Origin of the sequence: Citrobacter sp. Cu233 (assembly GCF_030332225.1) — a bacterium.
In the GTDB taxonomy this organism is placed as follows: Bacteria; Pseudomonadota; Gammaproteobacteria; order Enterobacterales; family Enterobacteriaceae; genus Citrobacter.
This window is the reverse complement of record NZ_JAOWIF010000021.1, coordinates 134,667-149,660: the sequence shown is the minus strand read 5'-3', so window position 1 is coordinate 149,660 and position 14,994 is coordinate 134,667. Positions and strand designations below refer to the sequence as shown.

Annotated in this window: 10 protein-coding genes; 9 read left to right on the top strand and 1 reads right to left on the bottom strand. The window is 49.7% G+C overall.

The window, feature by feature from the left end; genetic code table 11:
• Positions 1-289 precede the first annotated feature (289 nt).
• The 5 genes from OGX95_RS00755 (at position 290) to OGX95_RS00735 (ending at position 7,252) form a co-directional block, all read left to right on the top strand.
• Complete coding sequence (locus tag OGX95_RS00755) at positions 290-1,921, top strand: sensor histidine kinase (RefSeq protein WP_286627949.1); 1,632 nt, start codon at positions 290-292, stop codon at positions 1,919-1,921.
• Entirely contained in the window at positions 1,918-2,637 is a 720-nt protein-coding gene (gene dcuR / locus OGX95_RS00750; protein ID WP_005132485.1) for a two-component system response regulator DcuR, read from the top strand. The genes OGX95_RS00755 and dcuR overlap by 4 nt, the downstream gene beginning before the upstream one ends.
• 751 nt (positions 2,638-3,388) lie before the next feature.
• On the top strand, positions 3,389-4,729 hold the full coding sequence (gene dcuB / locus OGX95_RS00745) for an anaerobic C4-dicarboxylate transporter DcuB (RefSeq protein WP_048213861.1): 1,341 nt from the start codon (positions 3,389-3,391) through the stop codon (positions 4,727-4,729).
• 96 nt (positions 4,730-4,825) lie between these two features.
• Entirely contained in the window at positions 4,826-6,472 is a 1,647-nt protein-coding gene (gene fumA, locus OGX95_RS00740; protein ID WP_061067059.1) for a class I fumarate hydratase FumA, read from the top strand.
• Between the two features lie 147 nt (positions 6,473-6,619).
• Positions 6,620-7,252 (top strand): DUF2238 domain-containing protein, encoded by a 633-nt coding sequence (locus OGX95_RS00735; RefSeq protein ID WP_286627948.1) that lies wholly within the window; start codon positions 6,620-6,622, stop codon positions 7,250-7,252.
• Between the two features lie 54 nt (positions 7,253-7,306).
• Here the strand turns inward: OGX95_RS00735 and OGX95_RS00730 are convergent, their stop codons facing one another.
• Positions 7,307-8,662 carry an alpha-glucosidase/alpha-galactosidase gene (locus OGX95_RS00730; protein ID WP_286627947.1) on the bottom strand — a complete coding sequence of 452 codons (1,356 nt, stop codon included), beginning with the start codon at positions 8,660-8,662 and terminating at the stop codon, positions 7,307-7,309.
• 268 nt (positions 8,663-8,930) lie between these two features.
• Here OGX95_RS00730 and melR point away from each other — a divergent pair, with 268 nt between their 5' ends.
• The 4 genes from melR (at position 8,931) to adiC (ending at position 14,947) form a co-directional block, all read left to right on the top strand.
• Positions 8,931-9,863 carry a transcriptional regulator MelR gene (gene melR, locus OGX95_RS00725; protein WP_286627946.1) on the top strand — a complete coding sequence of 311 codons (933 nt, stop codon included), beginning with the start codon at positions 8,931-8,933 and terminating at the stop codon, positions 9,861-9,863.
• Positions 9,864-10,138: 275 nt separating this feature from the next.
• Entirely contained in the window at positions 10,139-12,406 is a 2,268-nt protein-coding gene (gene adiA / locus OGX95_RS00720) for an arginine decarboxylase (RefSeq protein WP_286627953.1), read from the top strand.
• Between the two features lie 314 nt (positions 12,407-12,720).
• Positions 12,721-13,482 (top strand): AraC family transcriptional regulator, encoded by a 762-nt coding sequence (locus OGX95_RS00715; protein WP_286627945.1) that lies wholly within the window; start codon positions 12,721-12,723, stop codon positions 13,480-13,482.
• Between the two features lie 127 nt (positions 13,483-13,609).
• Positions 13,610-14,947, top strand: coding sequence for an arginine/agmatine antiporter (adiC, locus tag OGX95_RS00710; RefSeq protein WP_286627944.1), 1,338 nt, complete (start codon positions 13,610-13,612; stop codon positions 14,945-14,947).
• The last annotated feature ends 47 nt before the right edge of the window (positions 14,948-14,994 follow it).

The following is a 14,994-nucleotide window of genomic DNA, read 5'->3' as shown; positions in this document are numbered from 1 at the left end:
ATGACAGAAAAATGACTGACTGCTGCATTCCACAGCAAAAGCCCGCTTTATACCTATTTACACACAGAGTTATCCACAAAGTCGCCAATATTTCCTGCATCACATCCCGGAAAAAGAAGAAACCAACATTGAATTCTCTTTTCTATATAGAAAGAAAATAACGGATGGCCGTTTTCTACTACATATATAAGAAGGGATGGCGGCGGGAGCACCCGGATCCCCTACTACCTTTGAATTACGTACCTCATCAGGCGATAATACCCGTACAAATAGTGATTCCAGGACTGCGATGAGACACCCTCTGCAACGAACTGCTATACGCAAACGCCCGATGAAACTCGGCACAACCGTGATCCTCATGGTCAGCGCTGTCCTCTTCTCTGTGCTGCTCGTCGTTCATTTGATTTACTTCTCGCAAATCAGCAACACGACACGTGATGCCTTAGCAGACAAAGCACTTGCGGTAGCACGAACGTTGGCAAACTCTCCTGAAATCCGCGAGGGGCTCAAGAAAAAGCCTGAGGACAGTGGTATCCAGGCAATTGCTCAGGCGGTCAATAAGCGCAACGATTTTTTATTCATCGTTGTCACGGATATGAAAAGCATTCGTTATTCACACCCTGAAGCACAACGTATCGGCCAACCGTTTAAAGGCGACGACATCCTGTTGGCGTTACAGGGCAAAGAGAACGTTGCAATTAATCGCGGCTTTCTGGCTAAAGCGCTACGCGTTTTCACCCCCATTTATAACGAACATCACCAGCAGATTGGTGTTGTGTCGATTGGTCTCGAGTTAAGCAGGGTCACCGAACAGATCAATAACAGCCGCGGCAGTATCTTTTGGTCCATCTTATTTGGCGTTCTGGTTGGGTTACTAGGTACCTGGGTATTGGTGAAGGTTCTCAAACGCATTCTGTTTGGTCTGGAGCCTTATGAAATATCCAACCTGTTCGAACAGCGCCAGGCGATGCTGCACTCTATAAAGGAGGGGGTCATTGCCGTTGATGATAGTGGTGAAGTCACACTGATAAACCAGGCCGCTCAGGAGCTGCTGGATTACCGTAAGTCGCAAGATGATGCCCAGCTCTCCACACTCAGCCATGCGTGGTCTCAGGTAGTTGATCTTTCGCAGGTGCTACGTGATGGAACGCCACGCCGTGATGAGGAGATCACAGTGAAGGACCGACTGCTTTTAATCAACACCGTTCCAGTACTGAGCAATGGCAAAATCATCGGGGCAATTTCAACGTTCCGAGACAAGACAGAAGTCCGTAAACTCATGCAACGTCTGGATGGTATGGTCAACTATGCCGATGCACTTCGTGAACGATCCCACGAATTCATGAACAAGTTACACGTGATTCTGGGATTGTTGCACCTGAAAAGTTATAAGCAGTTGGAAACTTACATCATTAAGACAGCCAACAATTATCAGGAAGAGATTGGCTCACTGTTAGGCAAAATAAAATCACCGGTGATCGCAGGTTTTTTACTCAGTAAGATTAATCGCACATCTGATTTAGGTCATAGCCTGATCATTAGTAATGAAAGCCAGTTGCCGGAAAACAGTGATGAAGATCAGGTGGCGGTGTTGATCACCGTACTGGGTAATTTGATTGAGAACGCCCTGGAGGCGCTAGGTCAAGAACCGGGGGGAGAGATCAGCGTATCCTTACATTATCGACACGGCTGGTTGCATTGCGAAGTGAATGACGATGGTCCGGGGATCGCCCCCGAACACATCGACCACATCTTTGAGAAGGGCGTCTCGTCAAAAGGAACCGAACGAGGCGTCGGTTTAGCACTTGTGAAACAGCAGGTTGAAAACGTTGGCGGCAATATTTCCGTCGAATCCGAACCTGGGGTCTTCACCCAATTTTTTGTACAATTACCGTGGAATGGTGAGAGGGCCAGCAGATGATCAATGTCTTAATTGTCGATGACGATGCAATGGTAGCGGAGTTAAACCGCCGTTATGTCGCGCAGTTGTCTGGTTTTCATTGCTGCGGAACAGCCTCTACTCTCGAAAAAGCCAAAGAGATCATCTTTCATGGCGAACATCATATTGACCTAATTCTACTGGATATTTATATGCAGAAAGAAAATGGTCTGGACCTGTTACCCATTCTGCACAGTGAAGGCTGTAAATGTGATGTCATCGTCATCTCCTCCGCCGCCGATGCGACAACCATCAAAGACTCACTCCACTACGGTGTCGTTGACTATCTGATCAAACCGTTTCAGGCCTCACGCTTTGAAGAAGCCTTAACCAACTGGCTCCAAAAGAAAACGGATATGGAGAAGCACCAGTACTATGAACAGTCAGAGCTTGACCAACTGATTCATGGCAGCTCTTCCAGCGAGCAGGAAACGCGGCGCTTACCCAAAGGGTTGACACCACAGACGTTACGTACGCTGTGCCAGTGGATTGACGAGCACCAGGACCAGGAGTTCTCCACGGATGAGCTGGCTAACGAGGTTAATATCTCCCGGGTCTCATGCCGTAAATACCTTATCTGGCTCGTCAACTGCCATATCTTATTTACCAGCATCCACTATGGCGTTACTGGCCGACCGGTTTACCGCTACCGCGTTCAGGCAGAGCATTACTCATTACTTAAACAATACTGCCAATAAAATTCTCCCGGGGATTATTCGTTATATAAAAGTAACAATTATTAAAATAATGAAAAATCCCTTTTTCGCTCACAAAAACAGATAAACAATGAATTTGCGTTAGATCAAATATATTTGTATCGGACATGTTAAATTTATTATTTTGTTATTGATAAATATCACACTGTTTTTAATTTCAAAATCGCTAACAAAAGTTAATTAAGTATTAACTAACTCACAGAGTGTGTATTTTTACTCCTAAAGGATTAGTCTGAATTTAATCAGACATAAAAATCTAGACTGGTAGCAATGGAGACCATGCTACGTACTATGGACACCGTACATTTTTGTGAGCAAATAAACGTATCCGTACGCCAGACTCATTACCACATGACATGGCGTGACCGCGATCACATAAAGAATACTCTCACCTGGTATACCGGTGTTTCACGTAATAGCGGACAACGTAGAACCGACGGTCAGCACCCGGAAAAACGGTGTAAGCCAGCCAAACTACAGCGTCAGCTGCAGCGCTTCATAACCAGCCCGACTTCCCATCGCCTGAGGATTCTCTCCTCTGATCAATGCCATAGAAAAAAGCTAAATATTTCCAAAAATTTATAAAAACATTCTAGCCAGACATTTAAACATTAATCGCAAATACGGACATATCGAATACTGACCATTTTTTGATGCTTATTCCGGCAAAAAAGAATGTGCCACAGATCCATTTTTCAAAAAATTGACTGGGTTTTTCGCGAGGGTAAATAAAATGTTATTTAGTATACAACTTCTCATAATATTAATATGTTTGTTTTATGGCGCCAGAAAGGGCGGTATCGCGCTGGGTTTGTTAGGCGGTATCGGCCTGGTTATTCTGGTTTTTGTGTTCCATCTCCAGCCGGGTAAACCTCCTGTCGATGTAATGCTGGTTATTATTGCCGTGGTAGCCGCATCTGCAACCTTGCAAGCTTCCGGCGGTCTTGACGTTATGCTGCAAATTGCTGAAAAGCTACTGCGTCGTAACCCAAAATACGTTTCTATCGTAGCTCCGTTTGTTACCTGTACCCTGACTATCCTGTGCGGTACCGGCCACGTGGTGTACACCATTCTGCCGATCATTTATGACGTCGCCATTAAGAACAATATTCGCCCGGAACGCCCAATGGCGGCGAGTTCTATCGGTGCACAGATGGGGATTATCGCCAGCCCGGTTTCCGTAGCCGTTGTCTCGCTGGTTGCGATGCTGGGTAACGTGACATTTGAAGGCAAGCACCTCGAATTCCTCGACCTGCTTGGCATCACCATTCCATCTACCCTGCTGGGTATCCTGGCTATCGGTATTTTCAGCTGGTTCCGTGGTAAAGATCTGGATAAAGACGAAGAGTTCCAGAAGTTTATTTCCGTACCTGAAAACCATCACTATGTGTATGGCGACACGGCAACGCTGTTAGACAAAAAACTGCCGAAAAGTAACTGGTTGGCAATGTGGATCTTCCTCGCTGCCATCGCCGTTGTTGCCGTGCTCGGTGCCGTATCTGAACTGCGCCCTTCTTTTGGTGGCAAACCGCTGTCAATGGTACTGGTTATCCAGATGTTCATGCTGCTGACTGGCGCATTGATTATCATCTTAACCAAAACTAATCCCGCATCTATCTCAAAAAATGAAGTCTTCCGTTCAGGTATGATCGCGATTGTTGCGGTGTACGGTATTGCCTGGATGGCCGAAACTATGTTCGGTGCGCATATGTCTGAAATTCAGGGCGTACTGGGCGAGATGGTGAAAGAACATCCGTGGGCCTATGCGATCGTCCTGCTGTTAGTCTCCAAGTTTGTAAACTCTCAGGCTGCAGCGCTGGCCGCTATCGTTCCGGTCGCACTGGCTATCGGGGTTGATCCAGCGTACATCGTTGCTTCTGCTCCGGCATGTTACGGTTACTACATTCTGCCGACCTACCCGAGCGATCTGGCTGCTATTCAGTTTGACCGTTCAGGTACCACCCACATTGGCCGTTTCGTTATCAACCACAGCTTCATTCTGCCTGGTTTGATCGGCGTAAGCGTATCCTGTGTCTTTGGTTGGGTCTTCGCCGCAATGTACGGTTTCCTGTAAGCACACTTCGCGTGCCGTCCGCTATGGTGCGGCACGCCACCTTTAAGACGCAGAGAATTTTTAAATTCCTGATAAAAATGAAAAGGCTGGAAGCAAATGTCAAAAGTTGAATTCACTTACCAGGCGGCTTTCCCACTGGGGGAAGACAAAACTGAGTACTACCTGCTGACATCCGATCATGTCAGCGTCGGCGAGTTTGAAGGCGAGTCAATCCTGAAAGTAGCACCTGAAGCACTTACGCTACTGGCCCAGCAAGCCTTCCACGATGCCTCCTTCATGCTTCGCCCTGAACACCAGCAGCAAGTCGCCTCCATACTCCATGATCCTGAAGCCAGCGAAAACGATAAATACGTTGCGCTGCAATTCCTGAGAAACTCCGAGATTGCCGCCAAAGGCGTATTGCCAACCTGTCAGGATACCGGCACGGCCATTATCATGGGCAAAAAAGGCCAACGTGTCTGGACTGGTGGCGGTGACGAAGCGGCGCTCTCCAGAGGCGTATTTAATACCTATATTGAAGATAACCTGCGCTACTCGCAAAACGCGGCGCTGGATATGTACAAAGAAGTGAATACCGGCACTAACCTGCCTGCGCAAATCGACCTGTACAGCGTGGACGGCGACGAATATAAATTCTTGTGCGTGGCAAAAGGCGGCGGTTCTGCCAACAAAACCTATCTGTATCAGGAAACGAAAGCACTGCTGACTCCCGGCAAACTGAAAAATTTCCTGGTTGAGAAAATGCGTACGCTGGGGACTGCAGCTTGCCCGCCGTATCATATCGCATTTGTGATTGGGGGGACGTCAGCAGAAAGCACCCTCAAAACGGTGAAACTGGCCAGCACACACTACTATGATGCGCTGCCGACTGAAGGTAACGCTCACGGTCAGGCATTCCGCGATCTGCAACTGGAGCAAGAACTGCTGGAAGAAGCCCAGAAACTCGGCCTCGGCGCCCAGTTTGGCGGGAAATATTTCGCTCACGACATCCGCGTGATTCGCCTACCTCGCCACGGCGCATCCTGCCCGGTAGGCATGGGCGTTTCCTGCTCTGCAGACCGTAATATTAAGGCCAAAATTAACCGCGAAGGTATCTGGATTGAAAAACTGGAGCATAACCCAGGCCAGTACATCCCGGAATCTCTGCGCCAGGCCGGCGAAGGCGAAGTGGTTAAAGTTGACCTTAACCGTCCGATGAAAGAGATCCTTGCCCAGCTTTCTCAGTACCCGGTATCCACCCGTCTGTCGCTGAGCGGTACCATCATTGTGGGTCGCGACATCGCCCACGCGAAGCTGAAAGAACGTATCGAGTCCGGCGAAGGTCTGCCGCAGTACGTGAAAGATCACCCGATCTACTACGCAGGCCCGGCGAAAACGCCGGCAGGTTACCCATCCGGTTCTTTGGGTCCAACCACTGCGGGTCGTATGGACTCCTATGTTGACCTGCTGCAGTCCCATGGCGGCAGCATGATCATGTTGGCGAAAGGTAACCGCAGCCAGCAAGTGACCGACGCCTGCCATAAACACGGCGGCTTTTACTTAGGTAGCATCGGTGGTCCGGCAGCTGTACTGGCGCAACAGAGCATTAAGCATCTGGAATGCGTGGAATACCCGGAGCTGGGAATGGAAGCTATCTGGAAAATCGAAGTTGAAGATTTCCCTGCCTTCATTCTGGTCGATGACAAAGGCAACGATTTCTTCCAGCAAATCGTGAGCAAACAATGCGCTAACTGCGCGAAGTAACCTATTCGGCCCGGCGCTGGACTGACACCAAATTGTGGGGGCCGGTCCAGCGATCCCCCCGGGCCAACTTTATCCCCCCATTAACTGGCGTTGAATTTTTGCCGTTCACAGTGAATAGTAATATTTTCCATTACTTGTGAATGCACCATGCTCCGCACACTGAATCCCGTAATACTGAACACTGGCGCTATAGTGCTGGCGCTGATCCTTATCTACACCGGCATCTGTGCCACCGAGAAATTGACCTGGTTGATGGAAGTGACGCCGGTCATTATTGTTGTGCCATTGCTGCTCGCCACCATGAAGCGTTATCCGCTGACCCCCATGCTCTACACGCTCATCTTCTTTCATGCCATCATTTTGATGGTTGGCGGCATGTATACCTACGCCAAAGTCCCCATTGGTTTTGAAGTGCAGACGTGGTTGGATCTCAGTCGCAACCCCTATGACAAACTGGGTCATTTTTTCCAGGGACTGGTGCCAGCTCTGACGGCAAGAGAGATTTTAGTCCGCGGCAATGTTGTCCGCGGCCGCAAGATGTTAGCGTTTTTAGTCTGCTGCGTAGCACTGGCAATCAGCGCCACCTATGAGCTCATTGAATGGTGGGCGGCACTGGCGATGGGACAAGGCGCGGATGACTTCCTTGGTACGCAGGGCGATCCATGGGATACCCAGTCGGATATGTTCTGCGCACTGCTCGGCGCGCTAACGACGGTGCTTGTACTGGCGCGAGTTCACTGCGTACAGCTGCATCGCTACGGGTTGGTAAGCGCTAACTAAATATACATACTGCCGGATGTCGATAACGTTCATCCGGCAGACGCGAGATGGGCCTTATCGATGCAACCAGGCCGGCAACCACTCGCCGTGTGCGTCAATCAGATCATCCACCAACGCATAAATCTCCTCAATCCCTAATACTGCAGCGGTATGCGGATCCATCATCGCCGCGTGATAAACACGATCGCGATTCTCCGTCAGAATCGCTTCCGTCAGCAGGGTTTGAACATTGATATTCGTTTGCATCATCGCCGCCAGATGAGACGGAAGAGCACCCACTTTTGTCGGCTGAATACCATTGGCATCAACCAAACAAGCCACCTCGACACAACAGCCCTGCGGCAGGTTATCGATCAGGTTATCGTTACGAACATTGCCATACACCACGCTGGGTTCTCCGGTCCAGATAGCGTTCATGATTGTGCTGGCATATTCCCGTGACGGTTTGATATCAATGCGCGCCGTCGTTTTGTACTCTTCCAGCTCTTTATGCCAGTTCGCTAGCTGCTCGACACAGCGCTTCGGATATTCATCCAGCGGAATCTTATAGCGTTCAATCAGATCGTCACGACCCGGTTTGATAAACCACGGCGTGTATTCAGCAAAGTGTTCCGACGACTCGGTGACGAAATACCCCAATTTTTTGAACATTTCATAACGCACAATGTTCTGGCAGCGAGTATTGCCGTGGATATTCGGTTTCGGGACCTGGCCTGTTTCATAAGCTGCCAGCAGTTCCGGATAGAGATCGACATAGGTCCCATCAGCCGTTTTACGCTCCAGTTGCAGATAAAACGCCATATGGTTGATTCCGGCGCTGCGATAGCGCAAAGACGTAGGGGCGATATCCAAATCACGGGCCAGCTCCTCCGCCGTTCCCTGCACCGAATGACATAACCCAACCTGTTTAATATGCGGATAGCGTGCATACATTGCCCAGGTGTTCATCGCCATGGGGTTAACATAATTAAGCATGGTGGCATGCGGGCAGACGTCGGTCATATCCTCGCAAATCTGCCATAAATGCGGAATAGTACGCAGTGCGCGCATAATGCCACCAGGCCCCAACGTGTCGGCTATCGTTTGTTCCAGACCGTGGCGTTTACACACGGAAAAATCGGTCACGGTACACGGCTCGTAACCGCCGATCTGGAAGGCGACAATCACAAAATCGGCATCCTGCAATGCCGCTTTTTGATCGGTATAACACGTGATCTGGCCGCAAGCGCCAGCCGAGTCCATCAGCTTACGCACCACAATATGCGACTCTTCCAGGCGGACGGCATCGATATCCATTAAAGCAATATGCGCGGATTTCAGCGCATCGCGGTGAAAGACATCTCCGAGAATATTCTTCACGAAAATCGTCGATCCCGCGCCGATGAAAGTAATTTTGGGTGCAGACATCATGACTCTCCAGAGCGTGGGGTGATGAACGTCATGGTGGCATGAGGATGTGAGAAAAACGTCCGGCTTCTGCGCCGAATACTCCCAAAAACTCAGTTCGCCTTTTCGTCCGAATGAAAACTGAGTTTCTGGGACAATTTTAACCAAAAAGCAGAGAATCCGGGTTCAAAAAAGCACACTACAGGTAATGGTGACCTGATTTGCGCGCCGATTCGCAGTCTTATCCGCTGAAAAATGGCATGATTCTGAACAATCAGGAACTGGAGCTCCCATGACCACGCCGCCAATCTCAGCGCTTCCCCCCGATCCGCACATGTGCAACAGCGATGAAAAACAAACCCGTAGCCCACTGTCGCTGTACTCGGAATATCAACGTCTTGATATCGAACTACGCGCACCACACGCCATGACCACCAGCCACTGGCATGGGCAGGTGGAGGTTAACGTACCGTTCGACGGCGATGTGGAATACCTGATCAATAACGAAGTGGTGCAGATAAAACAGGGCCATATCACCCTATTTTGGGCCTGTACGCCGCACCAGTTAATACGACCTGGCGCCTGCCAGAACATGGCTATCTTTAATTTACCCATGCACCTGTTTCTCTCCTGGCCGCTGGACCGTGAACTGATCAACCACGTCACGCATGGCATGGTCATCAAATCACAAGCCTCTCAGCAGTTGAGCACCTTTGAAGTTCAGCGCTGGCAGCAGGAGCTGAGTAGCCCGAACGAACAAATTCGCCAGCTTGCCATCGATGAAATTAGCCTGATGCTCAAGCGGTTTAGCCTCTCCGGCTGGCAGCCAATCCTGGTCAATAAAACCTCGGGCACGCACAAAAACAGCGTGTCACGTCACGCACAGTTTTACGTGAGTCAAATGCTCAGTTTTATTGCCGACAACTACGACCAGGCACTCACCATCAACGATGTTGCGGAGCACGTGAAGCTCAACCCCAACTATGCGATGGGGATTTTCCAGCGCGTGATGCAACTCACCATGAAGCAGTACATTACCGCGATGCGTATCAACCACGTTCGCGCATTGCTGAGCGACACCGATAAAACCATTCTGGACGTCGCCCTTACCGCCGGGTTTCGCTCCAGCAGTCGTTTTTACGATACTTTCAGCAAATTTGTCGGCATGTCACCACAGCAGTACCGCAAACTGAGCCAACAACACCGACAATCGATGGCCGGATGAGCGCCGGATGGCGCAAACACATGTCCACTGACAGCGCCTCCCATTCAGCAATATCAGTATCAGCCAAAAAAATAATTCCCCTGTCGATAAACAGTGCCGAAAAATGGCCTTCAATGAATATTAATTATTTGTTTATAAAGAAATAAAAACAAAATGAGCTCATTTCTCAGCCACTTTACAGCCCAATTCGTCAGGATAATACTTGCCTGCGTCACATTCATACGGTGTGTCTGCAATCCATAAATTGCAACCTCTCCACTACCGGGTAAAAGATGATGAAAGTATTAATTGTTGAAAGTGAGTTTCTGCATCAGGACACCTGGGTTGGTAGCGCTGTCGAGCGTCTGGCTGATGCCTTAAGCCGCCAAAATGTTACCGTCATTAAGTCCACCTCATTCGACGATGGTTATGCCATCCTCGCGGCAAATGAAGCCATTGATTGCCTGATGTTCAGCTATCAAATGGAACAACAAGATGAACACCTGAATGTCAGGCAATTGATCGGCAAGCTCCACGAACGCCAGCAAAACGTCCCCGTTTTTCTGCTGGGCGATCGGGAAAAAGCCACTGCATCGCTGGATCGCGATCTGCTGGAGCTTGTCGATGAATTCGCCTGGATTCTCGAAGATACCGCTGACTTTATTGCCGGGCGCGCCGTTGCTGCGATGACCCGCTACCGCCAACAACTGTTACCGCCGCTGTTCAGCGCGCTGATGAAATACAGTGACATCCACGAATATTCCTGGGCAGCCCCAGGTCACCAGGGCGGCGTGGGATTTACTAAAACGCCGGCCGGTCGTTTCTATCATGACTACTACGGTGAAAACCTGTTCCGTAGCGACATGGGTATTGAACGCGCGTCACTGGGTTCACTGCTTGACCATACTGGCGCGTTTGGTGAAAGCGAAAAATATGCCGCGCGAGTCTTCGGCGCTGACCGTTCATGGTCCGTGGTGGTCGGTACTTCTGGCTCTAACCGCACCATCATGCAGGCATGCATGACTGATAACGATGTGGTGGTGCTGGACCGTAACTGCCATAAATCCATTGAACAAGGGCTCATTCTTACCGGGGCAAAACCGGTGTACATGGTGCCAAGCCGCAACCGCTACGGCATTATCGGGCCTATCTACCCGCAGGAAATGCAACCTGAAACATTGCAGAAAAAAATCAGCGAAAGCCCGCTGACGAAAGACAAAACCGGACAGAAACCGTCATATAGCGTTGTAACCAACTGCACCTATGACGGTGTCTGCTACAACGCAAAAGAGGCGCAGGACCTGTTAGCCCAGACCAGCGATCGCATTCATTTCGATGAAGCCTGGTACGGTTATGCGCGTTTCAACCCGATTTATGCCGATCACTACGCTATGCGTGGTGCACCTGGCGACCATAGCGGCCCAACCGTTTTTGCCACCCACTCGACCCATAAGTTGCTGAATGCGCTCTCTCAGGCATCTTACATTCATGTCCGTGAAGGTCGTGGAGCGGTAAATTTCTCCCGCTTTAACCAGGCGTACATGATGCACGCCACCACTTCTCCGCTGTATGCCATCTGTGCATCAAACGACGTGGCCGTTTCCATGATGGACGGTAACAGTGGCCTGTCGCTCACCCAGGAAGTGATCGATGAAGCCGTCGATTTCCGTCAGGCGATGGCACGGTTGTACAAAGAATTCACCGCTGAGGGCGACTGGTTCTTCAAACCGTGGAACAAAGAGGTGGTTACCGATCCGCAAACCGGAAAAACCTATGACTTTGCGGATGCCCCCACTCAACTCCTGACGACCGATCAGAACTGCTGGGTGATGCGTCCGGGTGAATCCTGGCATGGGTTTAAGGACCTGCCAGATAACTGGAGCATGCTGGACCCCATTAAAGTCAGTATTCTGGCTCCAGGTATGGGTGATGATGGCGAGCTGGAACAGACCGGTGTTCCGGCGGCGCTGGTTACTGCCTGGCTTGGCCGCCACGGCATCGTACCGACCCGTACCACCGATTTCCAGATTATGTTCTTGTTCTCTATGGGGATCACCCGTGGTAAATGGGGCACGCTGATTAACACGCTGTGCTCTTTCAAACACCACTACGATGCCAATACCCCGCTCTCACAGGTGATGCCGGAACTGGTAGAGGAACATCCTGACACTTACGCCAATATGGGTATTCACGATCTGGGCGACACCATGTTCGCCTGGCTGAAAGAAAATAACCCAGGTAGCCGACTCAATGCGGCCTACTCCGGCCTGCCCGTTGCTGAAATTACCCCGCGTGAAGCCTATAACGCGATAGTCAGCGATAACGTTGAGATGGTGGCTATTGAAAATCTGCCTGGCCGTATCGCAGCCAACTCCGTCATTCCTTACCCACCGGGAATTCCAATGCTGCTGTCCGGGGAAAACTTTGGCGATGCCAACAGCCCGCAGATTAGTTATCTACGTTCGTTGCAATCCTGGGATCATCATTTCCCTGGCTTTGAACATGAAACCGAAGGAACGGAAATTATTGACGGTGTGTATCACGTCATGTGCGTGAAAGCCTAATGTCGCTTTTTAGATAGTCTATTTTTTATAAGGTTGACGTGTGATGGTTGAGTAATTCCTGAGTATTGCTGCAAAACAATAACATTGTCATACCTTTTGCGCGGGACCACCCCGCGCTTTTTTTATACGCAAATAGTACGTTGCCACTTGCGTAAAAAATTATGTACAGGCCAAGAATCCCTACAGATATTGTAATTACTAAAAATCACGCTATTTTATCGCGTGTCTTGATTCATCATACAATTCTTTTAGCCGCTATTACTCAGCAGGTGCTGAGTTACGGTATTTGATGTTCATATTCCGGGAGTTTGGGTATGAGGCTTTGCAGCAAAGAAGCTTGTGTTGTTGTATTAACGGAGAAAGATGTTTGGTTAAGGATTAACGGTAAAGAAGCCATCAGTTTAAAAGCTAACCACATGGCTCTGGTGGCGTGTGATAATAATATTATCGACTTCTCTTCAATTAATAACGCACTGGTCGTACATATCAGCCGCGATGTTATTAAAGACTATCTACGATTTTTAAATAAAGATCTTTCACAGATCCCTCTCTGGCAACGTAGCGCTAACCCAGTGATGACCGCCGTCTGCCTGACGCCGGATGTCTTTCGGGTTGCGGCTCAACACAGCGTGATGGAAACGCAAAACGAAGGCGAGAATGAGCGTACCCGCTCACTACTGTTCACCGTATTATCGCGTTTTCTCGACAGCAAAAAGTTTATCTCCCTGCTGATGCATATGTTACGCAATCGCATCAGCGACAGCGTTTACCACATCATTGAGAGCGATATTCATAAAGACTGGAATTTAAGCATGGTCGCCAGTTGCTTATGCCTGAGTCCCAGTTTGTTAAAGAAAAAGCTCAAAAATGAAAATACAAGTTACAGTCAAATAATCACCACGTGTCGTATGCGTTATGCCGTCAATCAATTAATGATGGACGGGAAAAACATTTCACAGGTATCTCAGTTGTGCGGATATAACAGTACTTCATACTTTATCTCCGTATTCAAAGAATTCTATGGAATGACGCCACTGCATTATGTCAGCCAACATCGGGAACCATCCGCTGCCTGACTTTTAATCATTTAGCGATGAGCCATAATAATATCAGCATTGGCGATACCCCTGTTTCGCCATCATAAAATAGTCTTCTGAAGAGGTATGATGTGACGTCATTTATCCTTATCAGGAGTAAAAAAATATGTCGACGGATGCTGATGCTCACAAAGTGGGCTTAATCCCCGTCACCCTTATGGTGTCGGGGAATATTATGGGTTCCGGTGTATTCCTGCTACCCGCAAACCTGGCGTCAACTGGCGGGATTGCAATCTACGGATGGTTGGTCACTATTATTGGTGCTCTGGCACTGTCGATGGTGTACGCCAAAATGTCGTCCTTAGACTCCAGTCCCGGTGGTTCTTACGCTTATGCACGCCGCTGCTTCGGTCCCTTTTTAGGCTACCAGACTAACGTCCTGTACTGGTTGGCCTGCTGGATTGGTAACATCGCCATGGTCGTTATTGGTGTGGGTTACCTGAGCTATTTCTTCCCAATTTTAAAAGATCCGCTGGTCCTGACGCTCACCTGTGTCGTTGTACTGTGGATCTTCGTCTTGCTGAATATTGTCGGTCCAAAAATGATCACTCGCGTGCAGGCCGTTGCGACGGTACTGGCGCTGGTACCGATCGTCGGGATTGCCGTCTTCGGCTGGTTCTGGTTCCGCGGTGAAACCTATATGGCAGCCTGGAACGTCAGCGGAATGAATACCTTCGGCGCAATCCAAAGCACCTTAAACGTAACCTTATGGTCATTCATTGGGGTTGAAAGCGCCTCCGTTGCCGCCGGTGTGGTTAAAAACCCGAAACGTAACGTCCCTATCGCCACCATTGGCGGGGTGCTGATTGCCGCCGTCTGCTACGTTCTCTCAACCACGGCGATTATGGGTATGATCCCTAACGCTGCGCTGCGTGTGTCAGCCTCACCGTTTGGTGATGCTGCACGAATGGCACTGGGTGATACCGCTGGGGCCATTGTCTCCTTCTGTGCAGCGGCTGGGTGCCTTGGCTCACTGGGTGGTTGGACACTGTTGGCCGGCCAGACCGCAAAAGCGGCTGCCGATGACGGCCTGTTCCCACCGATTTTCGCGCGCGTCAACAAAGCGGGAACACCGGTTGCCGGGCTAATCATCGTCGGGATCCTGATGACCATCTTCCAGTTCAGCAGCATGTCACCAAACGCTGCAAAAGAATTTGGTCTGGTCTCTTCCGTCTCAGTCATCTTCACGCTGGTGCCTTATCTGTATACCTGTGCCGCTTTGCTGCTGCTGGGCCACGGTCACTTTGGTAAAGCGCGTCCGATGTACTTACTGGTGACCTTCGTGGCATTTGTCTACTGCATCTGGGCAGTGGTGGGGTCTGGTGCCAAAGAAGTGATGTGGTCGTTCGTGATGTTGATGGTCATCACCGCGCTGTATGCGCTCAATTACAACCGGATCCATAAAAACCCGTATCCTCTGGATGCCCCGACCAACAATAATTAATGCCTGTAAGCGTCGTTGCCCGATGACATAAGCGCATCGGGCCTACG

Bases quoted from the DNA above. Each gene is read 5' to 3' on its own strand.
- OGX95_RS00755 (WP_286627949.1), top strand. From the start codon at position 290: ATGAGACACCCTCTGCAACGAACTGCTATACGCAAACGCCCGATGAAA.
- dcuR (WP_005132485.1), top strand. From the start codon at position 1,918: ATGATCAATGTCTTAATTGTCGATGACGATGCAATGGTAGCGGAGTTA.
- dcuB (WP_048213861.1), top strand. From the start codon at position 3,389: ATGTTATTTAGTATACAACTTCTCATAATATTAATATGTTTGTTTTAT.
- fumA (WP_061067059.1), top strand. From the start codon at position 4,826: ATGTCAAAAGTTGAATTCACTTACCAGGCGGCTTTCCCACTGGGGGAA.
- OGX95_RS00735 (WP_286627948.1), top strand. From the start codon at position 6,620: ATGCTCCGCACACTGAATCCCGTAATACTGAACACTGGCGCTATAGTG.
- OGX95_RS00730 (WP_286627947.1), bottom strand. From the start codon at position 8,662: ATGATGTCTGCACCCAAAATTACTTTCATCGGCGCGGGATCGACGATT.
- melR (WP_286627946.1), top strand. From the start codon at position 8,931: ATGACCACGCCGCCAATCTCAGCGCTTCCCCCCGATCCGCACATGTGC.
- adiA (WP_286627953.1), top strand. From the start codon at position 10,139: ATGAAAGTATTAATTGTTGAAAGTGAGTTTCTGCATCAGGACACCTGG.
- OGX95_RS00715 (WP_286627945.1), top strand. From the start codon at position 12,721: ATGAGGCTTTGCAGCAAAGAAGCTTGTGTTGTTGTATTAACGGAGAAA.
- adiC (WP_286627944.1), top strand. From the start codon at position 13,610: ATGTCGACGGATGCTGATGCTCACAAAGTGGGCTTAATCCCCGTCACC.